The organism is Komagataeibacter sp. FNDCR2 (genome assembly GCF_021295395.1).
In the GTDB taxonomy this organism is placed as follows: Bacteria; Pseudomonadota; Alphaproteobacteria; order Acetobacterales; family Acetobacteraceae; genus Komagataeibacter.
This window is the reverse complement of the sequence record NZ_JAIWOU010000001.1, coordinates 528,343-549,234: the sequence shown is the minus strand read 5'-3', so window position 1 is coordinate 549,234 and position 20,892 is coordinate 528,343. Positions and strand designations below refer to the sequence as shown.

The following is a 20,892-nucleotide window of genomic DNA, read 5'->3' as shown; positions in this document are numbered from 1 at the left end:
AGTCACGTGGGCGCTTCGGGCTTTCCCTTCTTGTTCAGGACCGGGATTCCCTTTGCCTGCACCGCTTCCTTCGCGGCCGGCTTATCCTCGCGCGATACCCGCAGGGCCGATACACCCGGCTTGAGGCGGTTTTCAGCCCAGCCAATGTTCAGGCCGATCATGGTGATGACCTGATAGGCGATGACCCACCGGCTCTGGGCTGAAGGCGGAGGCACGGCGGCTGAAAGCGCGCTGCACGCGAAGATCAGCATGGCCACATAGAAGGCATATTGTTCGGGAACGAAAGCCAGAAGCCCGGTAAACACGGCACCCAGCCCCGTCAGTCTTGCTGCGGTATTCATGTCATGCCTCAATGGCCTGCTGGAACAGGGCAATATGCGGTGTGTCCGCCTCTCCCGCTCCCAGCGTGGTATTATAATTGGCTTTCCAGTAACGGCACTGAGCCGCCGCATCACCCACATCAGGCAGCGGACCTAAAGCGCGGTAATATTTCAGCCGTGCCATGGCACAGGCGTAAGGCAGGTTGCCTGACAGTTGCGTCACCCGCGCGGGCCAGCGTGCGGCAAGGTCGAGCACAGCGCCACGCAGTAACGACAATCGATCATCAGACAGGAACGTCTCCCATATGTCGTCATGGGTGAAGGGCTCCATCTGCCACAGCCCCAGTGCCGGGCCATGGAACTGCCGCATATAAGCCAGACCACTTTCCGCCATGGCTGTGCCCGTAAGCAGGTTGACCGCCGCGTCTTCGTCCAGCCCGATATGGGATAACGCGGGGGCGACAACCTCATTCTTGAATTGTGCCAGGTTCAGGCCCGTCATGTCCCATACCCCAAAGCCCGTTTGCACAGCGACCATACTGCATCTCCAACCTGCCCCCAGCCCAGCAGCCCGGTGGCGAGGATGATGAAGGTGACCGTAATCCAGTTGGCCAGCCGGATGCCGCCCTCGATGCGGGACAGGCGTTCCGAAACTTCGGTGTCGCGCCCGCTGGCCGCCTCGCCCATGGCTGCGACACGCTCCATGATCTCACGCCGGGTCTGGGCGGCGTTGTCAGCCACGGCTCTGGTCAGGTCTCGCCTGAGGTCGGAAAACTGGACCGACAGCGTATTCAGCCCGTCGCGCAGGTTGTCATGGCCGCCTTCCACTTTCGCCAGCCGTTCACGCACACGGGCAAGATCCTCCACCGTGGCGCAGCGTACGGGCCCTCTCGCCTGCCCCACGGATGCGGGCAGCATCATGTCTTCATTCATACGTTTTCCCGGCAATAAAAAACCGCCTCACAGGGCGGTCGGACAGGCAGGCGCGGACAGGCTGGAACGTGTCAGCTTCCCGATGTCGTCGTCGTGGCCGTCGTCTGCGTGGTCGCGGGTGTATAGATGCTACCCGTCGGATAGGCCCCGGCCGCATCAAGCCCCAGTGCCATGCCGGCGGGCGGGGTGAAGTCATTGGCGCTGGACAGCGATATCGCCATGATGACGTACCCCACCTGCTGCCAGCCAAGCTGCGTCGTGCGATAGAGAACATAGTTCTGGGGGCCGGGTGTGGCCGGTGTAGCCGTCTGGTCGGTTGCGGTGGTCGTTGAGGAGGTCGTATTGGTCATGGTCAATATCTCCGGATATTATGGGATGCGCATGTATTCGTTATGAAGGTGGAAGTATGCTTATGCCGGGCCTTCAACAGTTACCCATACCTGCCCCCCGCTACCGGGTTGGGATGACCCTGAAATTGATGCAATATTTACCTTGCAGCCGGTAGCAGTAAGGGTCCCTACCACGGGATTGATAACGACGGGAGCACTACCACCTCTTCCCTGGTCAACGGACAACTGGATACTTGATGGAACTGATGAGAACGCGATGGGGAAAGTTATTGTAGTCCCGTTATCAATGGTTCCCGGTGAAAATGACTGCCTGAGCACAGACCCAATTTTTGTATAAACACCACCGGCTATCGTCCCCGACGTGGGAAGATCACCCGCCCAAGCAAGATCTCCCGCCAGCGTACCGGTGCCGGAGGAGTAGATGAATGTCGGACGCCCGCTCCCACCATTACGGTAAAGGGAGACCCCGTTCGTATCGCTATTGGCGGCATTCACACCAATAGTCCCGGATACAAGGGTTGCATCGGCATTGGCGCGGGCCACGGCCTCAGCGGATACGAGTGAATTGGCCTGCGAAAGGGGCACCGGATTGTATGAAAGGGTGGCTTCCCCGACCAAAGTGGAAACAGAGAGGTTAATTATCTCATTATTTACCGAGAATATCGGAGAGTTGCCATAATAGACAACAAGATTTCCATCAGTCTGCAGGCGCAGGCTGTAAGGAAGTGACGGACCACCATAGTCGATATTTGCCGGTCCGGTATTCTGCAACGGCAGTAACTGGGCTTCGGCGTTCGTGGCCCTGATCGTTTCGTTTGTTACGTCTCCATACCATGCCAGAAAGCCGTCGCCGCCAGTATAGAGGGCATACATGCGCCCATTGCTGTAATGAAGCCCCGTGCCCTGCTGATCCCCGGACACCATGCCAGCCGTGCCGGATACCAGCGTGGCCTCTATATTGGAGGCCCTGAGCGTTTCGGCTGTAACATCGCTATAAAGCGCGCCGGTGATATAGGCTGCTCCCAGCGCAGGCAATCGCCACGCCATCCGCCCGTTCGGATCTGTGGAAATGTCTCCTATCTGCCCGTATCCTGCGGCGCCACCGGACTCAGGCCCGTAGCTTGAAATCAGATAGCCACCCCCGGTGACCGTCTCTCCATCAGGCGCCAGATAGGAATAGCGCAGGCCCGGATAAGTCGTGTCGCGACCAAGGTAAATCTTGCCCGCAACCTGATCGAACCCGCCGCCCTGCTGGACGGGAGTGAAGCCCAGCGCATCCTGCTTTGCGGCCTGAAGCTGGGGGATGGTGTCATAAAACGGCGCGCCAGCGGCTGGTGCGATCATGTCCGCCGTAATGGTCGTCGTGCCGGCGGGTATGGTCAGCATCCATAATGGATAGGCGCCCGGTGGCACGGCCATGCCTACCCCCGGTTGCGCCAGATCCTGCCGCACGGTCGGGGCGGCCTGCCCACTGTTACCGGCCCCGGCATAGGTTACGGATGGGTCAGCGGCGTTATAGAACGGCAGTACGGTATCGTCCGTGTCCCGCGTAAACGCGGTGACATACACGATGTAGGTCGCCCCGGCACCAGGCACGTCCAGCGTGACCGGATCACGGCTGACATACTGGCGCACAAGCGCGCTGGGGCTGGCGGGGAGCGTACCATAGGCCGTCCCGTCCACCACACCGGGGGCCAGCAGCGACCCGGGGGCGAGGGTAACGGTAAGACCGCCCCCCGGCGTACAGGCAAAGCCGCCCGCCGCCGCCGTATTCTGCCCATAGGCCAGCCCGGCCAGATGCCCGATGCCGACAAGGGTATTGCGCTGGGCATTGAGCTGGTCGCTGTCCAGTGGAATCTGGGCGGGATAAACAATCTGTCTGTCCATCAGTCAGGGCTCTCCACATCCTGCACCCATGCGACCGCGCCCGCGGGCATGACGGTCGCAATCCGGCTCAGGGTCTGATTTGCGGGCGGGTTCATGTCGCCTGTCGGCAACTGCGCGAATAGCGTGAAGGGGGCGGCGCGCGATCCATAGCGCAACCCCGGCGCGCCATAGCCGTAGCCGCCACCCGTCGCAGGGCTGGTCAGGCTGGCTAGGCCCTTGCAGTCGGTGGCGTTGCGCGGCTCGATCACGCGGCCGGGTGTGCCAGCCTCATCGGTAATCACATTGACCACATCGGGCCGCGTGCCGACCGATGGAAACAGTGCTTCCTCAATGCGGGTGCGAAAGGCGTCATCGCTTTCGCCGGGGTTGCGGCCCAGCATGGTACCGAAGAAATCGGCGGCGAACATGTCCATGAACGCGCCACTCATGCTGGCCAGCCGGGTCTGGTCCGATGTCATGGCCAGCAGGGACCAGACCCATGCAAACATGGCACCAAAACCCTGCACCATTGCATTCAGGACCGGGGCCTGTTCATCCTCACCCAATGCGGGTGCGGCGGGGAACCAGCCCGTGGGCAGCAGCGCACGGATGCGCCGGGCAAAGCCGCTCTGTGTCATGTCAGCCAAAGGACACCGTCCCCGCCCGATAGGCCGTGCCGGGTGTTGCAGGCAGGTCGCTTGTGCCCCCCGCCAGCGTCACGCCAGTTACGTTGGTGACATCGGTGCTGGCGGCATAGGCAATCTGGATAAACCGTGAGTAACTGGCCGCCGCCCCGATGGCGAGACTGTTGAGATAGGCTGCGACACTGGTGCTGATGGTGGCCTGTACCGTCGTGAGATCGACCGTGCCGCCCACCGTCACCGCCATGGTAATGGCGGGCCGTATGATTGCGGGGCGCACCACCTGGATGGATACCGCCGCAGGGCGCACATCCTCCACCGCCGCGTAGACCGTGTTGATGAGCGTATCGGCCACATCGCCCGATCCGTCATCGACATACACCACCACATTCCCCGGCAGGGGCGCGCCCGATGTATCCACGTTCTCGCACACCTGATAGAGCAGGCCAGCGGATACATCCGTCACCGCGTCCTCGATGGCCGTAACCGTCGCCCGGGAGCGGCTGTTGATATAGGAGACAAAGCGCACACGCAGCGCCGCATCACTCTCGCCATCGCTGCCATTGGTCAGCGCGGTGGTGTTGGTAACCGTATCAATACCCGAAATGGCCGAGCCCAGCAGGCAGATCGCGCCCACCGCCACATTGCCGAGCGTACCCGCACTGGCGCACTGTACTGCAATGGTGATGGCGGCCGTGCCCGCAGGCCGGATATACCCCCCGGCGCTGGCCGACCACGCGGCGTTGGTGCTGTCTTCGACCACATCGAACACAATGCCCGATGCGGTCCTGACCGTAGCGCCCACCGTAATGGTGGCGGACTGGCTGGCGGGCGTGAACGAGGTGAAGGTGACCAGGCCCGTCGCCACCGTGCCGGGCAGGCGTGCAAGGCCGAAATCCTGCACGAAGCTGTCCACGTCAGGCCCGATGGATGTCGCCAGCCGTGTGCGCGACAGGATTTGCAGCATAATGAACTGGAACCACAGCCCCAGCCCGGCCACGGCTTCCAGCATGGCGCGCCCGGCTGAGCCGACATTCAGGTCCAGCAGCGCGGGGCATGCGCCCTGGGCCGCCGCGACCATGTTGCCCAGCAGGGTCCTGAAGGATTGGAACGTGATGGCCACACGGACCTCCGGATAAATAAAGGCCGCCATGAAGGCGGCCTGGTGGATGGTATTGTTCTGTCGGTGGTGCCGTAAGCATGCGGCCCAAAATGCGCGAAGCAGTCATATGGCCGTGGCGCTCAGTCTGACTGGAGGCTCAGTGCCTGCACCGAACCCGTGGCGTCGGTATAACTTATATCCAGCCGTACCTGCCCCCGTGTGGCCTGCGCCACGTTCACGCCGATGGGCCGGGTCTGGTCCACGCCGGTTTCCTGCGCCATCTGCGCCATGACCAGCGCGTGGATACCGGCGGTATCCACCGTGCCGCCTACGCGCGCGGGCAGTCCCGCGCCATAACCGGTCTGCCAGATATAGTCGCCTATATTGGTGCCCAGTCGGCGCAGGACGGACTGGCGCGTCTGTTCCGCGCCGGTCACGATTGCTGTCCCACCGGATGCCGACAGGCTAAGGTCATTGCCAATGATATGGGAAAGATCGCTCATTGCGGCGCGCCCGTCACACCCGGTGTGTCACTGACCGGGTGGGCGTGGGTCCTGCCTGATATCGCGGCCGCCCTGACATCCGTCTGCCCGGTTACGGTGCCCTGGGCGGTCATGTTCCTGTCGGTCGTAATGTCGCCTCCGGTCACGGACAGTCCATTCATGTCCAGCACCATGCTCATACTTCCCACCTTCCAGGTCTTGCCGTTATTGGTCAGGGTCTCGGTTGCGCTTCCAGCGCCTGCGTAAATCGCGGTCGGGGTCATGTGCCACCATGGCGCGTTCGGGGTCGCGTTTCCTGGCGCTGCGCCGCCTGTCGCTGGTGGCGCGCCACATCCCGCCATGATCAGGAGTTCGCCCGGCTGGGCCTGCTTTCCGGTCGCGGGCGATACGGGGGGCATCATTACCGCGTCATAGACCGGGCAGGCCGCCAGCGCATGCTCGGCATCGCCTTCCACCGCCATGACCACCACATGCGCGCCCATATCGGGCAGGCAGGCGATGCGCAGGTTGCCCACCTGCATCGCGCCGCAGGGTATCCAGCCGCTTTCCACGCCCGAAGGCTGGAATATGACCTTGACCGCATGGTTCACCGGGTCCACCGCGCTGACCAGCCCGAAGCCGGGCTGTGCCACGGCATTCGCCGTGCTGGCGGCGATCATGCGGGTATCAGCCATTGGCATTCTCATCATTCGTCCCGTTGCGGGTGCGCAGGGTGATCTGTTGCGAAAATCCGCCTTCCCACGAAAAGCTGCTGCTGACAGCCTCCACATCCAGCGTGCCGTCCCATGTCGTGCCGGTGCCGGTTATCCGCATGAACTGGCGCGGCTCCAGCGTGATGCGGCCGGGTATGGTGCCGCTAACAGTACGCTCATGGGCCACGATCTGGTTGTATTTGACTTCGGCGTACTGCCGCAGCAGATCAAGCCGCGCGCCGGGCAGGGTAAAGCTGTGCAGGTTTCCGTCTCCCTGCGTCATGCAGGTCGATCCGCCTTGGGCGGACCAGTAGTAATCAATCCGTGTCCGCTGGCGGCTGTCCCATGACATGACATGCACGATCACGCCCCTGGCAATCTGGTAGTCACGGGTAAGACGCAACCCGCTGGCCCCCATCGTGACCGGAGTGTTCGGGCCGCCATCCCTGTAATCCAGAACATGCGTGTTGGATTTGTCCGCTACCGGATAGGGCGCGCAGATAATGGTTTTCCCGTTCGCATACAGGTCGCAGCCGGTCATGCCGGCCAGATAGCTGGCAAGGTCGAATGCGGTCTGGAAACGGTTGTGGCTGGGGGCGGATGTGCGCTTGTGCTCGACCTGCCAGAACTGGCCCACCATGCCATCGGTCATGGTGACATGGGCGGTCAGTCCGGCGGTGACGATCATAGCCTTGACCACTTCCGCTCCGGTCATGTTCAGCCAGCCATCGAGAACCCGCATATCGAGCAGTTTCGCCAGATAGTCGCGGCACTGGATATGGACGGACGTTTCCGCCGGGCTGAGTGTGACGTGGTCGATGAGTCCCTGGAACATCGTGGTCCACTGCGCGCCTGCCTGCGCGGCGTCGCGCATCTGAAGCTGGATGTCGATATCGGCCAGCGCCGCGCCCGGTAATGGTGCCTTCAGGTCGAACCACAGACCGGATTTCGGCACTTTCGTGCGGTCAAGGGCAAGCTCCAGATCCAGCGTATCCGCACGGCTGTAGCGGGTGCGGGTCAGGGTGAAGCGTTCCAGAGCCGTCTCTCCCCTTTCCGCGCCATTGACCAGCAGCCGCGCGCGGGGCGCGCGCCATACGGGTTGCCCGCGTGGGGCGGTGACTGTCATGCTCTCGCTCACGACGCCACCCCCGGCACACCGCTATCCTGCGATGCATCGACCGTGGGCAGCACCAGTGTGACCGGCGTGGCGAACCCTGACAGGTCGGGATCCGTCATGCCGTTAAGCTGTGCGATGCGCCACCACTGCGTGGCATCGCCCAACTGCGCTGCGGCCACATGATATAGTGAGATATCCGCCGCCGTGACCTTGAGGGTGGTCGCCATGTCCCGCTGCTCCTACTGCGTTGTGACCAGCGGCCCGTTCTGCGTGCCGTCTGTCGCGGTGATGGTGTTGGCGTAGGCCCGGTTGACCAGCGCGCCGGACGTGACCGACGCATTGTGCAGTTCCGCGTTCTGGGTCAGGGTGGAAAGGGCCGTAGCGTTGTTCAGGCTGATGCCGTCGAGGTTCGCCCCGGTCTGGCTTATGGCCGTGGTCAGCCCGCCCCCGGCGGATTCCAGCCCGGAGACAAGGCTTGCCGCGCTGCCAGGCACGGAAGCCAGATTGACCCCTGCCCCCGACAGGCCGCCAACCATGCCCAGATTATCCTGAATACCGGCAAACACGCCCCCTGCCCCCGCCATGTCGGCAATGGGGGTGACCTGGCCCATCACGGTGGAAATTTGACCGGTCACGTCGCCCGCAACGGTCGCCACATCGCCCAGCGCGCCGGTAATGCCTGAGAGTGCGGATGCCGCATCATTGCCAATCAGCGCCGACAGACCCGACGTAATGCCCGATGCAACCGGCACCTGCGGTGGCTGCTCCAGCACCAGCCGGTAGGGAATGACAACGCCCTTCTGCTGGTAATCATAGGAATATTGGACAATCCTGACCGTAAGCGACAGCCCGGCCCCGGTAAACATCACGGGCAGGCCCGCAATGCGCATCTGCCTGAGCATCCGTGCCCGCGTAATGGCTGTGGGTCCGACAAAGGTACCGCTGAGTTCCAGCCGGTCAGGGTCATTGCCTACCGCGTCGATAATCCTGTTTCCACCGGGCAACCGATGGACCGCCACCTGCTGGGTGCCGCCATCACGTATGACCTGTGGCACCTCCAGCCCACTTAGCGTGAGCGGACCGATGGTTATGGGCGCGGACGCCCAGAGCCGTCCGATCGAACCGATGGCGGTTTCCGCGTTCAGAAGGGTCAGGGACATAGGGGATTCCACTGGAAAACGGGGCCACCAAGCGGGCAGCCCATCAGGTATGACAGAAGAATGGATGATGGGGACAAGGTAGTGGCTAAAGACTACATGGCAGTAATGACTGGCGCATCTGTGCCATTATTTACCCTGTGTAACGTCAAACCATGCAGGCGGGAAGCATTACGGTCCGGGGAGCCGCCTCTGCACGCTTATGCCCCGTAATTTTCCTATCTGCCGATAGACCGGCCCGGCATCTGGGGGTACTGCAGTACATCCGGTGCGGTGCCGGTGGCGCGGTGTTCATGCAGGGCGTGGTTCGTATCGATCCGGGCCACGGCCAGCCCCAGTGTGTGATGATCCAGCTTCAGCGGAATGGTGACCTGAACCACTGGTGCCGGACCGCTCCGCGCCGTGCCGCCGTGGCCCGATATGTCAGGACGTGCGATCGGCAATGGACTGATGAAAGCAGGCCGCTCCCATCCGGTCTGCTGCCCCGTGCCTGCCGCTATGCCTATGGGTGTGATTTTGCGTCCCCATGCTACCTGTCCACCCACCGGGTGAAAAGGTGGCATCGGGCTGGATGGTATCCGTTTCAGATTCTCACCCAGGACGGATCGCCTCCCTGCCATGGCCCGATCAGTATGATCGGGTCTGAAGGCGGGTAATCCCGCTGGTAACAGCCCGGCAGGGTATCCCGTGCGCATGTTGATGCCGGTGGAGTTTCCTTCCGCCAGCATGGGCGCGATCCCGTGCGCGGGAATGGTGACGGACTGTCCATCTGCGCCCCCTGCGGGGGATAGGGCCTTGCCCGGTGCATAGGGGAAAGATGTCAGGGGCATGCGGGTTGCGCGGCGGCCAATCGCATCTGCCTTCAGGGCGGCGCGCATCAGGACCGGACGCATGGTGGCCCGGGCAGGCTGTCGCCCCAACGTGGTCATGGGCAGGAAAGCCGCAGGCCGGACAACAGCAGGCAGAGGGGTTATCGACCCGGAGGCCCCGGATACAGGTGTAACGTAAAGCCCGGTAACGGGCCGGGGTGTAACAGCCATGTGTGCCCCCCCGCGCACCGGAACATAGCCGGGCAATGGAGCATGTCGTGCCGCAGTCCATGCTCCCGTGCGGCCGGATGCCGCGCGGGTCGGCAGCGCCGGGGGTGCCGGCCGTGTCGTGATACGGTGGATCACCTCAACCAGACGCTCCACCCGCCGGCCCGGCGCAGGGTCCGGCCCGGGCAGGACAGGGGCTGGTACCGACAGCGCGCGCGGCACGCCCCCCATTGCGGCGGTCGTATTGGCATGCCGTGACCATGCCAGTTTGGCTGCGGCTTGGGTAATGGCCGGAATGGCGGGGTCTGTGGCCACAATGGGCAGGTTGTCCTCCCCCCTGTCGCCGCCCGGTGTTGAAATGAACGGCGCGACCAGCCCGGACAGGCTGGACCCGGCCATGATGCGCTGCACGGCATGGGCCAACCGCCCGATCCGGCTGCCCCTTGCGCGCAGCCGGTTTGCAATGCCCCCCATGCCCCGTCCCGCCCCCGCCACAATGCGGGCCAGCGTGGCAAGGGTTGTGGCCGGGTAGTGGGAGTCAGCCATCAGGGTGGTCCCATTGTTGCGTGTTCCAGTCATACCGCCCGCCCGCAAGTTCGCCAAAGGCAACAAGAAATGCCATGCGCCGCACGCGCGGCATGGCCATGGCGACATCCCATGGCACCCCGTTCCCGACCAGGGCCGCGACCTCGATCAGGACGGGGTGCCTGCTCAGTTTTTTGCGGCTGTTCTTTCCGCCTCGGCCCTGTCCGGCCCGTCCGTGCCAAACAGCGCGGTGGACAGGGCCTCGATCCCCGCATGGCCGATCTGGTTGGCAAGCTGCTCAAGCTGCAGGCGCGTCTGCGGGCGGATGACGGGTACGGTGTCGATCGCCTCGACCGAGGAGACCATGAGCGCGTATTCCAGCCACGCGGTGGACGGCGTGGCCGGACCGAGTTCAAGCAGCGCCAGCACATCGCCCGGTCCACGTTCACGGTAGGTGATGGTGCGGCCATCGCTCGTTTTTACGGTCTGTTCCGTCATGTCAAACCTTCCGATCAGGAAATGCGGTTGCGTGCGCGGGCGTTGAAGCTGATAGTCTGTGTCACCAGCATTTCGGACTGGTAGTGCCCCGCATCGGCAAGCTGGATCGAGGCGCCGATGAATTCGAACGTGCTGAGCGAGCCGTCACATTCCGTCACGTACTGGTAGATGCTGCCCAGCACCACGGTGCCCGCCGCCCAGAAGCCGTTTTCAATGGCCGAAAACAGGTCATCCGCCCCCGAACTGTCGCGCTGGAAGCTGAAATGCCCGTTCCACCCGTTGGGCACGTCATAGAACAGCGGCATGTCGTTGAGCGGGCTGGAGGATAGCGAGCTGGTGCGCTGCTGCGCGCTGAAACCCGTCACGGTGGGCAGGTCGATGCGGCTGCCGTTATAGACCAGAACCACCCGGCAGTCGCGACCGATATTGAAGGGTTTGGTGGACATTCACGTCTCCATAAAAAAGGGCGGCCTCAAGGCCGCCCGTAACAGGGATAGACCGGAAAAATGGGGTCAGGCCGTAGGTGTGTCGGTGCTGACCGTGACACTGGCCCCGCCCTGGAGGTTGACCACGAAGAAGCGGTTGATGCCCTGGTAGCGCACCTGCACATCCGCGCGGACATAGCCCAGCGCCGTGCGGGACTGCGGGTTGTTGGTCGTGTCGCACACCACGGCGTAATCCGTGCTGGCCCCCAGAATACCGGTGGTGACCATGTTGGACAGCGTGCCCAGCAGCACGGCCCGGATATCGCCAAACAGCGTGGGCGTGATCACCGCGCCCACAAACGCGCCCATGCCCGCGTTGATGGTTTCGGAGATGTAGTTGGTCAGGCGGGTGTAGCTGTCATCATTGGTATCGGCGTCGGATGAGGTGTTGATACCTCCGCGCACGGCCCAGTAGGCCCCACCGGGCGCGGGGTTGCACACCACGTCGATCCCGGCGGCGAACAGGGCGGAAAGCTCGGCGGTGGAATAGGTCGCCGCCTGCCCGCTGGAAACCAGACCAGCCTTCTGGCTGCCGATCACACCGTAAAGCTGCCGGTTCAGGCTTGACTGTTCGGGGGAAAGCCCACCCAGAACCCCCGCGACAAAAGCCTGTGGCGGCACCAGCATGTCGCCATTCGTGTCATCATCCCACCACAGCCAGTCCCCCAGCATGAGCTTCACGCCATAGCTGTCCAGCCCGGCCGCCGCCTTCTGCGTCACCGCATTGGCGATCGTGTCGCCCGCCGGTCCGCAGGCGATCATGTACATTCCTTCCTCCAGCCCGAAAGCGGCCTGCGTGGTCCATGATGTGGCATCACTCACCCCATGCAGCACCCCGATCGCGCAGCCCTGCCCGCGCAATGCGTACATGCCGGTGCGCATGGTACCGTCAACACCGATAAAGGCGGCGGTAGCGGGCGTGCCCCCATCCGTCCCGCCCGCCAGCGTGACCGATCCCGCTGCCAGCGCGGGGGCGGTCTGCGGTACGCTGGCGCGGACCAGCGCCGTATCATCCGCCGCAAGGGCGGTGGCAAGGCCCACCCATGTCGTGCCGCGATAGGTACGGCTGCCCAGCACGGCATGGCTGATGCTCAGGGTATAATAAGTGGGCAGGATCGTATCCTGCGCCAGCATGGCCACGATGGCGTTGCCCGCGCTGCCGGTATGGACCGCGTTCAGCGTCACACCGGAAAGCTCGGCCGTGGCGGCGGCATCGGTGCCGTCGGTCACCCGCACACAGCGGAAATCGGATGCCCCCTGCAGCAGTGCGATGTTCACGGCCATGCCCATATCGCTGGCCAGCGCCTGCTTGGGGCCGAAGGCGGCCAGGAAGTCGCCCATGCCGCCTACGATGACAGGCGTGCCAACCGCGCCCCATGCGGCGGTGCCCACAAGGCCGATGCGCCCGCTTGCAACGCCATTGAGCGCGAGTGTCTGCGGCTGAAGGATCTGCACGTACAGGTCCGGCACGTTCAGGCTGTTGGTGTTCAGTTGCCCGGACTGGTAAATGGTCATTACGTCTGTCTTTCCGTATTGCGCGGCATGCCGCGTTGAAGGGGGAGTGATGGATTGCCAGGTCTCAGCCCAGGGGCGCGCCCAGCAGCAGGTCACCCGTCACGAGACCGCCGGGCAGACCAATACCTCCGGCCAGCATGACCGGGGCGGGACGGGTCAGTTCGGTGTCATAGGTCACGAGAAAATGGGCGGGTCGGGAAAACATGCCCCGGTTCATGGCCGTATCATCGTTAAACGCGGCCCGTGCCTCGATACGGAAGGTGGAGCCATCCGCATCCGTCATCCAGTCGGTCAGGGCCAGCGCATCGCTGAGCGCGCAGCCCAGCGCGTCCCGCCCGGCGGGGGTGGCGGACCAGGCGGTCAGCACGAACATCTGCTGCTGCCTGCGTGCAATGCAGCGTGCGGTCACCACATCCGCATTGATCGCCTGCATATCACGCGCGTCGGGAATGGTGATGACAGGGCCATCCACCACCGCGCCGGGCAGCGGTGCGGCAAGGGCCGCGGCGACAGACTGCGCCGTATCGCCCATAGCCGCCACATGCATGGTGCAGGCATTGCCCGTAATCCCTGCCAGCCCTGATACGACCAGTCCCACCGTGCCGGTAGGCGCGACATCGGGCGCAAGCGTGACGGTGGCGGTACTGGCCTGCGCGCTTATGGTGAGACTGGCGGGCCGTATGCCCGCAAACCGCCACGGGCGGCCCAGTGGTTCGTCCACCCGGGCCCAGGATGTGGCTTCATCCATAATGCCGATGAAGTCGCATCCATTCTGTAATGTATTGGCCACACCGGCCAGATCGGCCTGCGTCAGCCCGCCCCGGCGTATGACCAGCGGGCGGCCCGTACACGCGCTGCCCGGCGTGCCATCGGGACATAGGGCGGTTGCCAGAGCCGTGGCGATGGCGGTGGAGATGGTGGAAATATCGGCCATGTCATCGCGGCTCCTGTTTCCTGTGGTGGGGGAGATCGGTCCCCCTCATGCCTGCTGCTGCTCCATCAGGCAGCGCGTGCCCCATGGGCCGGCACGCGCGCTGCCTATGGTGTAACGGGTGCCGTCGGCCGCATGGACCCACATGGCGGGCTGGAGTGTCACGCCCGTAATGCTGGGCATGAACATCTCCACCGCGCCGCCACGGATCGCGCCGGGCTGGTCCGGCCCCGGCACGCTGGCGCCCCCGCCCAGCCGGATCAGCGCGGGCCAGCCGGTGGCGAGGACGGTCTGCGCCGTCACATCGCCCGATGTGGCGTATCCGCCCGGATTGGCCAGGTCCGTTGCCAGCGCGGTGGTGGCCGCAAGTGTGACAACCGTGTTGCACAGCACGCACAGGGGCGGACGGAAGGGTTCGTGCCGGGCGACAAAATAGGTCTCCCGCGCACAGGTCAGGATATCGCCCGCCTGCACGTCGCTGGTATCCATCAGCGCATAGACAAAGGGGACGTCCCACAACGCGGGCCCGGCAAAGCCGAAGGCCCGGTCGTTGCTGAACGCGGCCATGACCCATGCATGGGCCACGCCCAGGGGCTGCATGGGGGTGGTGGGGCGGTACTGCGTGCATGCGGCCCCCACACGCGCCGCCGCACGGGCGAAGCCGGTTGCGACAAGGCGGCTCAGGGTGGGCTGGTCCATCAGATGATGATCTCCCCCACCCCGCGCAGCCCCGGACCCGGTGGTACGCCCAGAAAGTTGCAAAGCTGTACCCGCCAGCGCGTGTAGAGCATGAAGCGGTCGGGCACCTCGGTACTATTGCGCGTCCAGACCGCGGCGCGTTCGGTATCGAGATTGGCCGTGGCGTTCATGATGGCGGTTTCCAGAATCTGGCATTGCAGCACGAAGGCCCGCGCCTGCGCGCATTCCGCTGGCGCAAGGTTGCGCAGCCGCCATTCGTTGAACCCGTAAACACGGAAAAACCGCCACGACTGCATGCCGCTATCCACCCCGCCCATGGCGGGGTAGCCCATATAACGTCGCGCCAGCGCCAGTTCCGTATCCACCAGCGGCGTATCGGGCAGTGTCGCGGCGGTGGGAAAGGCAGGGGCGGGCGCGGGAATGGCGGGGGTGCTGGTGGGTGTGTCCGTTGTGGCGGGCACGGTGTCTGTCATGTCTGGCCCCCTGTTGGATGTATTGCGTCCGCTGGCGGTGCGGCCAACTCTGGCCGCACCGCCGAGGCGTGGGCCTTACGCCCCGGCGCCAAGGCTTTCGATCACCACGCCGCGCTTGAGGTAGCTGTTGGTGGCGGTGGGGATGACGGTGGTGTTGGCCGTAAGGTCGGTGGGCAGCGCGAAACCACCGATCCACGACCACGACTGCGCGATGATCTGCGCCAGCCGGTCCAGCGCGGGGCGGGTGATCATGCACACGCCCTCCACATCTGTCAGCTCGCCGCCATCAAGCAGCGGGGCATAATGGGTGCCGATATTGGCGTAATCCCCCTCGATCAGCGCGCCCTGCCCGCAGATGATGGCGCGATGGATCGCCCCCGCCCCCAGCGACGCCTGCTGCGGCGCTTCCGTGGTGGGGATGAAACGCACGCCCAGCAGGTCGAAAATCTGGCCCGTCTGGTAGGTGTCGGAGCCATACTGCCCGCGATAGAGCAGCTTGAAGTCATCATCGCGGAACAGGCCGAGAAGCTGCGCATTGTCCAGGTAGCAGTGATAGACCCCGCCTTCGGGCGTGGGTACGTTGTTGTCACGCAGTGTCGCCAGCGCGCCAAGGATGGACTGGACCGTCAGCAGGTCGCCCGCCACCAGCGCCGCCGTGGTGGCGCGGTTACCGGGCCGCAGCACCAGCGGTGCGGTCGCCGCCATGACGGCATTGCCCGCCGTGCCATCGGATACCGACACATTGCCCGAAAGCAGCAGCGTGCCCGAAACGCCTTCCGGCGCGGTGGAGGTATTGGTGGCGTCCACCGTCGTACCCACCAGCGTGTACGAGCCCGCGCCGATGGTCACGGTCATGCCTGCCGAGGCCCCGACCGCGATTACCTGCCCCTCATCCGACAGGACGTTCTGGAAGCCGCGAATGTCATCCACCGCCACCACCGCGCCCGCCGACCCCAGCGTGGTCGTGACGCGCGTATTGCCGCCCAGATAGCCGCCCACACCATTCTGCGCCCCGCCAAACAGCGCGTTGCGCGCCAGCCGGTCCAGCGTCTGGCGGGCATTGATGCCAAGACGTGAAGCATTGGCCAGGAACTGGTTGGCGATACCGACACCTTCGGTCACCTGGTTGAGGTCCATGGTGTTGCCGTACTGGTTGATGGTAAGGGTATACTGTTCAACCGACCATTCGGCGGGCGTCATGCCGTTGTCGAAACTGGTGTTGGCGGTGGGATTGAGCGGTGTGGTGGCGGGCGGCAGCAGGCCGGCGCGGGTATCGGTAATGGTCTGGCCGATACGGGCGGGGAATTCCATCTGGTCGGCAATGGAGCGGAAACCCAGCCGCGACTGGAGCGCATCCTGAAACGCGCGGGACAGGAACCCCTGCTGGATGACCGGCTGGAGGACTGCGGGGAAATTGGCAATGGCCATGAGGCTCTGTTTCCTTGCAAGAACAAAAAAAGCCGCCATGCGGGTGCACGGGCGGCTGGTCACGGGCCATGGCGTCTTGTGCCATGTGGGGCCGGGGTGGACGTTCAGGGGGGCGACACGGCGCGGGGCGCGCAGGTGCGGCCGGTTACGTACCCCTTGCCCGTTCCGCGCGGCATGAAGGCGCGCGGAACGGGTAAAAGGCGGTAGCAGGCATTTTTACAACAGGTTTATTATGATGTATTCTGTATTATTATAGACGTTATTTTCCTGTATTCAATGGCTTGCGGTAACAGGCCACATTATGGGAAGTCCCGACAGACCGCCTGTTTGCGCCATTCCACCATGGGTATATGCATTTTCAGTTACCGAAATCATACGAGTTTATTCTGGACGTTATTTTCCGCTTACCAGCATATTTTACATCAAGATGCTTCTGCCGTTCGTTAATCCGTTTGCAATACCTGTCTGATTCTCTGGTCAGCTCCTTTTTTCTGTCGTCGGGAAGCGTGCTGTCCCATTCTCCGCTCACGTACTGACAGATTTCGGCGTCATGTACAAAAGCGACGACATCCCTGGGGTATTCTTCCCCGGCCATGGCCCGCGCGGAAAAAAATAATGCGGAGACTGTCAGGATTGTAATTACTTTATGATAGTTCCGCATTATACATACCTGTTTTGTGGAAATTATTTGTTATGAAAATAAAACGGATTCCGGTTTACTATTCATACACTCCGCCAGTCTTGCCTACCCTATTCCATGCGATACTGAAACCAGAAACCCCTGCCCTGCGCCCCACGGTTTCAGGTCGTCACCGGCCAGCGCAGCCCGGCAGCATTCGCAGCCGCTTTCACATCGCGCGCGCCCGCCGTACGGGCATCGAACGGGCTGGGATCGCCCGCACGGGGGGCCGGACCTGCGGCGGTGGTGCCGCTGGCCGCGCCCGATGCCGGTGGCGGTGGGGTGAACAGATAGGCGCGGTTTTCTCGCGCGGCCTCCATTATTGTGTCCAGCCCTTGTGACCTGCCGTCCTCGGTTAGTGTAACGGCAGACAGGTCCACCAGCCGTACCACATCGGCGGGTTCCACCGCCCCCATGCGCGCGGCCATGGCACGGGCTTCGGCGCGGATTACGGCGCGGCTGGCGCGGGTGCGGGCCGTGCTGGCCTGTTCGGTGGCGCGGGCAAGGTCGGCCTCCAGCGCGGTGCGGGCCTGCATGGCTTCGTCACGTTCGGCGCGCAGGGCGTCCAGTTCACGGCGCAGGGTAGCCATATCGGGGGTTTCGGGAACGCTTGATCGGGTCATGGATGGCTCCATAATGAAAGTAAGGATCAGGTCAGGCTGTCGGCGCTGATGCGCGCCCATTCCGCATGGGGTGATGAAGCGCCCGCGCGCGCGGCAAAAATGGCGCAGGCCGTCTGGCGCGAGACGAAGCCGCCCTGCACGGCGGTATTCAGCCCCTGCGCAAGCTGCGCCAGTTCGGACTCCGTGCCGGGAAAATAGGGTGGCCATTGCAGCGCAAGGCCGGCGGGATCAAGCCCGGCATACTCCATGCTCCCAATGCGCAGGCCACCATGTATGGCCTGTGAAAATCGGCAGACCATGCGGTACAGCGCCAGCAGCCCGTATTCACCGTAGGAAAGGCGCATCCGGTCCGCCAGCCACAGAAGCGGCTGGTACAGCATCTCCATCGCCCGGCCCGATGTGGGGGCGGCCAGACTGTCGGCCTGGGCGCGGTTGCCGTGGATCTGCTCCATTACGCTGGCGCGTAGCTCACGGTAATGCGCGCGCATGGCGTCCGCCGCATCACCGTTTATTTCCAGCAGTTTGGCGTCCCCATCCAGCGGCAGGGTCAGCGCGCTTGCCGCGCCACCGGTAGCCGCGGGCGTACCATCGGCGTAAGGATCCGGCCCCGCGCGGATGACCAGACGCGGGTCGGCGCTGTATTTCAGCCCCCGCCCGGATTGGGACAGCAGATAATCGCATTCAATGACCGTATCAATGGCGGGCGCGAAGGTACATGGCCCGTCGATCACGCCGGGGGCGGCAAGGTTCGCCATCCACACCCACGGCACGAAGCCAAGGCCGTGATGCGTGCCGTGCGCGCCATCCACCCGCACGGGTACGCCCGCATCGACACGCTGGGGCACATATACATGGCAGTCCGCCCGGTCCCATACGCGCTGCCACCAGAACAGGCTTGCCCCCTCCTGCGCCGCGATGGGCCAGCCCTGCGCGGCCAGAACATGGCCGGGCACCTTGTAGCGTTCGGTCACGCTGGACAGTTCGCCACAGGCATCCCATTGCGGGGTCAGGTACAACGTGTCATGCACCTGCAGGCGCAGGCGATGGTCCACGGCTTCCATCAGCACCGCAACCGAACCGATGCTACCGCGCGTTGCGGCCTCCGTCATGAGCGCGGGCAGCGCGGTTTCCGTGGCCATCTGCGCCAGTATGCCGGGCAGCGCGGGGTCGTGCGCTCCCGTTGCGGGCCAGTGGGACGCCCCGAATACCAGCGAGACGGCGTCATCCACCACCGCGCGGCACATATTGGTACGGACCGATGGCCTGCGGCATGCCAGCGGGATATATTCCCCTGCCCCGTTATATTCGGTGCCGAACGGGTTGGGGATGGCGTCGTACTGCGTCCCCTCACGCACGCGCGTCAGGGCGGCGAGGTCATGCGCGCGGGCGGGCAGGTCCGGGTCACGCGGATAGGTTTTCTTGAGTTCCTGCCAGTCCATGTGGTTTCTCCGATAGGCGTGGCGGTATGACGGTGATATCCTCGAACGGGAAATGACCCGCTCGTGCCGTCCGGGTAGGGGTTCATGGCAGCGCGATCCATCTGGCGCATTTTCCACACGCGCCCCTTGCGCGCGGCACAGGGCCTGGGCCTACCGCCCCATATTGAAGCGCGTAGGCGTCCACCGCGCCGGGGCGGGTAGAGGGGCGGCGAGCATGAGGTCACTTAGCGCCCATACCAGCGCGTCAGCCCGGTCGGGCGAATGGGGGCCATGGTACCCGGCGGCGGAAAACTGGCATAACTGTTCCTCCATCGTGGCGAAGGTGCCGTGATGCGTCACGCGACCCTGTTCGTACAGCGCGGCCACAGGCTCGGCCCGCGCCGCCTTGCCCCGGCTGGCGGTAACCATGCGCAGGGGGGCCGCGGGGTTGATGCCGCGCAGGGTGGCCTCCACCAGCGCGCCGCCAAAATTATGCTCGGCCACAATGCGCTCGGCCCCCCATTCGCCCTGCGCCTGCAAGGCCGCACGCGCCCAGCCCGCGGGCGTATCGCGCCGTGACAGGTCGGCCAGCACATGGCCCTGCCCCGCCGCGTCCACACCGCAGACGACAATGCCGATCTCATCCGATCGCGTATCTTCCGGCCCTGCGCAGCCCGACGGATCAACCGCCACCACAATGCGCCGCATCCGTCCGGCCACCGCATTGCGGCTGGTGGGCGTAATGGGGGCCGCGCGGTGGAAGTCCTCCATCCGCCACAATGCACCATCCACCGCCTGCTGGTATTCCCCCAGCACGAAACGCCTGCGTTCGCGCTCCGGCAGGGCGGCAAGCTGGGCCAGATACTGGGCCGACAGATTGGCGCGGTTGCCATCGGGGTTCAGGCGCATGGTGGCGTAAGCCGCCCGGTCAAGCGGCGCGCCGGATGTCGGCTCCACGCCATCCTCGAATACACGGTAAAGCCAGTGCGCCGTTGTGGGTGGGTTGGCGTCGATATATTCCTTCAGCGCCAGGGGTGATTTCTGCGCCAGTCGCGTCAGCAGCATGTTGCGCGCGCCATAGGTGATCTGGCTGGCTTCGTTCAGGTACACGGTGGCGAATTCCAGTCCCAGTATCTTTTCGGTGCGGTCCTCGTCATCCAGCCCGCCGAACACGATGGTGGAGCCATTGGGCAGTTCCACCGTCCAGTCGGTGCGTGAGACCGCCCACGGCACGGCGGGAAAGCACCGCCGCATGACCGTGGGAAACGTATCGGCCACAACCGTCGCCCGCAGCGCGTTCAGCCGGTGGCGGAAGATCCCGTGCCGCGTCTCCGCCGCCCTGAGCGCGCGGATGACCAGGGCGCGCACCAGCACGAACGTCTTGCCCGAACGCGCGCCGCCACGCAGCAGGATATGGGTGGCAGGACCACCCAGCAGCCGGTTGGCGGCACGCTGGTCGGCAGTCAGGTGAAAGGGCTGGTGGGGTGCGTGCGGGTCAGAGGGCGGTGTCATCGGCGGTGATGGTAATGGCGATGCTGGTTGCGCCATTTTCGGCGCGGGCGGGCGTGGTGGAAGCCCGCAGGCGGGCGGCGACCCACATGCGGGCTTCCATGCGCAGTTTTATGGCGGGCACATCATCCCGGCCCGTGGCGCGGTCGGCTATGGCTATGATCTCCTCGGCCAGGGTGTCGGACGCCGCTTCGCGTGCGGTGGCGTATAAGGCGCGAAAGGCAGCGTTGTCGCGCAACCAGCGAAAGACAGTGGCGCGATGCGGCATGCCCGTCGCGCTACAGATCGCGCGCAGGCTCTGCCCGTCGGCCAGACGGGTGCAGATTTCATCCGCCAGGCGGCGGCTGTACGCCCCGCGCCGCGGCACCTGCGGGGCAGCGTGTTGGGGCAT

Annotated in this window: 24 protein-coding genes; all 24 read right to left on the bottom strand. The window is 64.3% G+C overall.

The annotated features are described in order from the left end of the window. Positions 1-2: 2 nt before the first annotated feature. The 24 genes from LDL28_RS02485 to LDL28_RS02370 all read right to left on the bottom strand — a co-directional run bounded on the left by LDL28_RS02485 (position 3) and on the right by LDL28_RS02370 (position 20,892). Entirely contained in the window at positions 3-341 is a 339-nt protein-coding gene (locus LDL28_RS02485) for a hypothetical protein (protein ID WP_233057060.1), read from the bottom strand. Between the two features lies 1 nt (position 342). Beyond that, positions 343-822 carry a hypothetical protein gene (locus tag LDL28_RS02480; protein ID WP_233059158.1) on the bottom strand — a complete coding sequence of 160 codons (480 nt, stop codon included), beginning with the start codon at positions 820-822 and terminating at the stop codon, positions 343-345. Beyond that, a complete protein-coding gene (locus LDL28_RS02475; protein WP_233057059.1) occupies positions 819-1,253 on the bottom strand; it encodes a hypothetical protein in 435 nt (144 codons plus the stop codon). Before LDL28_RS02475 ends, LDL28_RS02480 begins: the two co-directional genes overlap by 4 nt. 71 nt (positions 1,254-1,324) lie before the next feature. Continuing rightward, positions 1,325-1,603 carry a hypothetical protein gene (locus tag LDL28_RS02470; protein WP_233057058.1) on the bottom strand — a complete coding sequence of 93 codons (279 nt, stop codon included), beginning with the start codon at positions 1,601-1,603 and terminating at the stop codon, positions 1,325-1,327. Between the two features lie 60 nt (positions 1,604-1,663). Further along, the gene (locus LDL28_RS02465) at positions 1,664-3,490 is read right to left on the bottom strand and encodes a hypothetical protein (RefSeq protein WP_233057057.1); all 1,827 of its coding nucleotides are present in this window, start codon (positions 3,488-3,490) and stop codon (positions 1,664-1,666) included. Further along, the gene (locus tag LDL28_RS02460; protein WP_233059157.1) at positions 3,490-4,107 is read right to left on the bottom strand and encodes a hypothetical protein; all 618 of its coding nucleotides are present in this window, start codon (positions 4,105-4,107) and stop codon (positions 3,490-3,492) included. Before LDL28_RS02460 ends, LDL28_RS02465 begins: the two co-directional genes overlap by 1 nt. A 1-nt stretch (position 4,108) precedes the next feature. Then, the gene (locus LDL28_RS02455; RefSeq protein WP_233057056.1) at positions 4,109-5,263 is read right to left on the bottom strand and encodes a baseplate J/gp47 family protein; all 1,155 of its coding nucleotides are present in this window, start codon (positions 5,261-5,263) and stop codon (positions 4,109-4,111) included. An 89-nt stretch (positions 5,264-5,352) separates the two neighbouring features. After that, positions 5,353-5,715, bottom strand: a complete 363-nt coding sequence (locus tag LDL28_RS02450) for a phage tail protein (protein WP_233057055.1) — start codon at positions 5,713-5,715, stop codon at positions 5,353-5,355. Further along, on the bottom strand, positions 5,712-6,389 hold the full coding sequence (locus LDL28_RS02445) for a phage baseplate assembly protein V (RefSeq protein ID WP_233057054.1): 678 nt from the start codon (positions 6,387-6,389) through the stop codon (positions 5,712-5,714). The genes LDL28_RS02450 and LDL28_RS02445 overlap by 4 nt, the downstream gene beginning before the upstream one ends. Then, positions 6,382-7,545, bottom strand: coding sequence for a hypothetical protein (locus LDL28_RS02440; RefSeq protein ID WP_233057053.1), 1,164 nt, complete (start codon positions 7,543-7,545; stop codon positions 6,382-6,384). Before LDL28_RS02440 ends, LDL28_RS02445 begins: the two co-directional genes overlap by 8 nt. After that, positions 7,542-7,751, bottom strand: coding sequence for a hypothetical protein (locus LDL28_RS02435; RefSeq protein ID WP_233057052.1), 210 nt, complete (start codon positions 7,749-7,751; stop codon positions 7,542-7,544). Before LDL28_RS02435 ends, LDL28_RS02440 begins: the two co-directional genes overlap by 4 nt. A 12-nt stretch (positions 7,752-7,763) precedes the next feature. Continuing rightward, positions 7,764-8,684: a hypothetical protein gene (locus tag LDL28_RS02430; protein ID WP_233057051.1), complete on the bottom strand. Its 921-nt coding sequence runs from the start codon at positions 8,682-8,684 to the stop codon at positions 7,764-7,766. Positions 8,685-8,899: 215 nt separating this feature from the next. Continuing rightward, positions 8,900-10,264 carry a hypothetical protein gene (locus LDL28_RS02425; RefSeq protein WP_233057050.1) on the bottom strand — a complete coding sequence of 455 codons (1,365 nt, stop codon included), beginning with the start codon at positions 10,262-10,264 and terminating at the stop codon, positions 8,900-8,902. Positions 10,265-10,429: 165 nt separating this feature from the next. Then, complete coding sequence (locus LDL28_RS02420; protein ID WP_233057049.1) at positions 10,430-10,741, bottom strand: hypothetical protein; 312 nt, start codon at positions 10,739-10,741, stop codon at positions 10,430-10,432. 14 nt (positions 10,742-10,755) lie between these two features. Further along, a complete protein-coding gene (locus tag LDL28_RS02415) occupies positions 10,756-11,187 on the bottom strand; it encodes a hypothetical protein (protein ID WP_233057048.1) in 432 nt (143 codons plus the stop codon). A 66-nt stretch (positions 11,188-11,253) separates the two neighbouring features. After that, a complete protein-coding gene (locus tag LDL28_RS02410; RefSeq protein WP_233057047.1) occupies positions 11,254-12,741 on the bottom strand; it encodes a phage tail protein in 1,488 nt (495 codons plus the stop codon). 64 nt (positions 12,742-12,805) lie between these two features. Further along, complete coding sequence (locus LDL28_RS02405; RefSeq protein WP_233057046.1) at positions 12,806-13,675, bottom strand: hypothetical protein; 870 nt, start codon at positions 13,673-13,675, stop codon at positions 12,806-12,808. A 45-nt stretch (positions 13,676-13,720) separates the two neighbouring features. Next, positions 13,721-14,371, bottom strand: a complete 651-nt coding sequence (locus LDL28_RS02400; protein ID WP_233057045.1) for a hypothetical protein — start codon at positions 14,369-14,371, stop codon at positions 13,721-13,723. Further along, positions 14,371-14,844 carry a hypothetical protein gene (locus LDL28_RS02395; RefSeq protein WP_233057044.1) on the bottom strand — a complete coding sequence of 158 codons (474 nt, stop codon included), beginning with the start codon at positions 14,842-14,844 and terminating at the stop codon, positions 14,371-14,373. The genes LDL28_RS02400 and LDL28_RS02395 overlap by 1 nt, the downstream gene beginning before the upstream one ends. A 75-nt stretch (positions 14,845-14,919) precedes the next feature. Next, positions 14,920-16,272: a DUF4043 domain-containing protein gene (locus tag LDL28_RS02390; RefSeq protein ID WP_233057043.1), complete on the bottom strand. Its 1,353-nt coding sequence runs from the start codon at positions 16,270-16,272 to the stop codon at positions 14,920-14,922. An 801-nt stretch (positions 16,273-17,073) separates the two neighbouring features. Beyond that, on the bottom strand, positions 17,074-17,574 hold the full coding sequence (locus LDL28_RS02385) for a phage scaffolding protein (RefSeq protein ID WP_233057042.1): 501 nt from the start codon (positions 17,572-17,574) through the stop codon (positions 17,074-17,076). A 26-nt stretch (positions 17,575-17,600) separates the two neighbouring features. After that, entirely contained in the window at positions 17,601-19,013 is a 1,413-nt protein-coding gene (locus LDL28_RS02380) for a phage portal protein (RefSeq protein ID WP_233057041.1), read from the bottom strand. 150 nt (positions 19,014-19,163) lie between these two features. Next, complete coding sequence (locus LDL28_RS02375; protein WP_233057040.1) at positions 19,164-20,504, bottom strand: phage terminase large subunit; 1,341 nt, start codon at positions 20,502-20,504, stop codon at positions 19,164-19,166. Continuing rightward, on the bottom strand, positions 20,488-20,892 hold the full coding sequence (locus LDL28_RS02370) for a terminase small subunit (RefSeq protein WP_233057039.1): 405 nt from the start codon (positions 20,890-20,892) through the stop codon (positions 20,488-20,490). Before LDL28_RS02370 ends, LDL28_RS02375 begins: the two co-directional genes overlap by 17 nt.

Bases quoted from the DNA above. Each gene is read 5' to 3' on its own strand.
- LDL28_RS02430 (WP_233057051.1), bottom strand. From the start codon at position 8,684: ATGTCCCTGACCCTTCTGAACGCGGAAACCGCCATCGGTTCGATCGGA.
- LDL28_RS02455 (WP_233057056.1), bottom strand. From the start codon at position 5,263: ATGGCGGCCTTTATTTATCCGGAGGTCCGTGTGGCCATCACGTTCCAA.
- LDL28_RS02425 (WP_233057050.1), bottom strand. From the start codon at position 10,264: ATGGCTGACTCCCACTACCCGGCCACAACCCTTGCCACGCTGGCCCGC.
- LDL28_RS02435 (WP_233057052.1), bottom strand. From the start codon at position 7,751: ATGGCGACCACCCTCAAGGTCACGGCGGCGGATATCTCACTATATCAT.
- LDL28_RS02395 (WP_233057044.1), bottom strand. From the start codon at position 14,844: ATGACAGACACCGTGCCCGCCACAACGGACACACCCACCAGCACCCCC.
- LDL28_RS02485 (WP_233057060.1), bottom strand. From the start codon at position 341: ATGAATACCGCAGCAAGACTGACGGGGCTGGGTGCCGTGTTTACCGGG.
- LDL28_RS02400 (WP_233057045.1), bottom strand. From the start codon at position 14,371: ATGGACCAGCCCACCCTGAGCCGCCTTGTCGCAACCGGCTTCGCCCGT.
- LDL28_RS02420 (WP_233057049.1), bottom strand. From the start codon at position 10,741: ATGACGGAACAGACCGTAAAAACGAGCGATGGCCGCACCATCACCTAC.
- LDL28_RS02385 (WP_233057042.1), bottom strand. From the start codon at position 17,574: ATGACCCGATCAAGCGTTCCCGAAACCCCCGATATGGCTACCCTGCGC.
- LDL28_RS02475 (WP_233057059.1), bottom strand. From the start codon at position 1,253: ATGAATGAAGACATGATGCTGCCCGCATCCGTGGGGCAGGCGAGAGGG.
- LDL28_RS02405 (WP_233057046.1), bottom strand. From the start codon at position 13,675: ATGGCCGATATTTCCACCATCTCCACCGCCATCGCCACGGCTCTGGCA.
- LDL28_RS02410 (WP_233057047.1), bottom strand. From the start codon at position 12,741: ATGACCATTTACCAGTCCGGGCAACTGAACACCAACAGCCTGAACGTG.
- LDL28_RS02380 (WP_233057041.1), bottom strand. From the start codon at position 19,013: ATGGACTGGCAGGAACTCAAGAAAACCTATCCGCGTGACCCGGACCTG.
- LDL28_RS02480 (WP_233059158.1), bottom strand. From the start codon at position 822: ATGACGGGCCTGAACCTGGCACAATTCAAGAATGAGGTTGTCGCCCCC.
- LDL28_RS02445 (WP_233057054.1), bottom strand. From the start codon at position 6,389: ATGGCTGATACCCGCATGATCGCCGCCAGCACGGCGAATGCCGTGGCA.
- LDL28_RS02460 (WP_233059157.1), bottom strand. From the start codon at position 4,107: ATGACACAGAGCGGCTTTGCCCGGCGCATCCGTGCGCTGCTGCCCACG.
- LDL28_RS02465 (WP_233057057.1), bottom strand. From the start codon at position 3,490: ATGGACAGACAGATTGTTTATCCCGCCCAGATTCCACTGGACAGCGAC.
- LDL28_RS02415 (WP_233057048.1), bottom strand. From the start codon at position 11,187: ATGTCCACCAAACCCTTCAATATCGGTCGCGACTGCCGGGTGGTTCTG.
- LDL28_RS02375 (WP_233057040.1), bottom strand. From the start codon at position 20,504: ATGACACCGCCCTCTGACCCGCACGCACCCCACCAGCCCTTTCACCTG.
- LDL28_RS02370 (WP_233057039.1), bottom strand. From the start codon at position 20,892: ATGCCCCAACACGCTGCCCCGCAGGTGCCGCGGCGCGGGGCGTACAGC.
- LDL28_RS02470 (WP_233057058.1), bottom strand. From the start codon at position 1,603: ATGACCAATACGACCTCCTCAACGACCACCGCAACCGACCAGACGGCT.
- LDL28_RS02390 (WP_233057043.1), bottom strand. From the start codon at position 16,272: ATGGCCATTGCCAATTTCCCCGCAGTCCTCCAGCCGGTCATCCAGCAG.
- LDL28_RS02450 (WP_233057055.1), bottom strand. From the start codon at position 5,715: ATGAGCGATCTTTCCCATATCATTGGCAATGACCTTAGCCTGTCGGCA.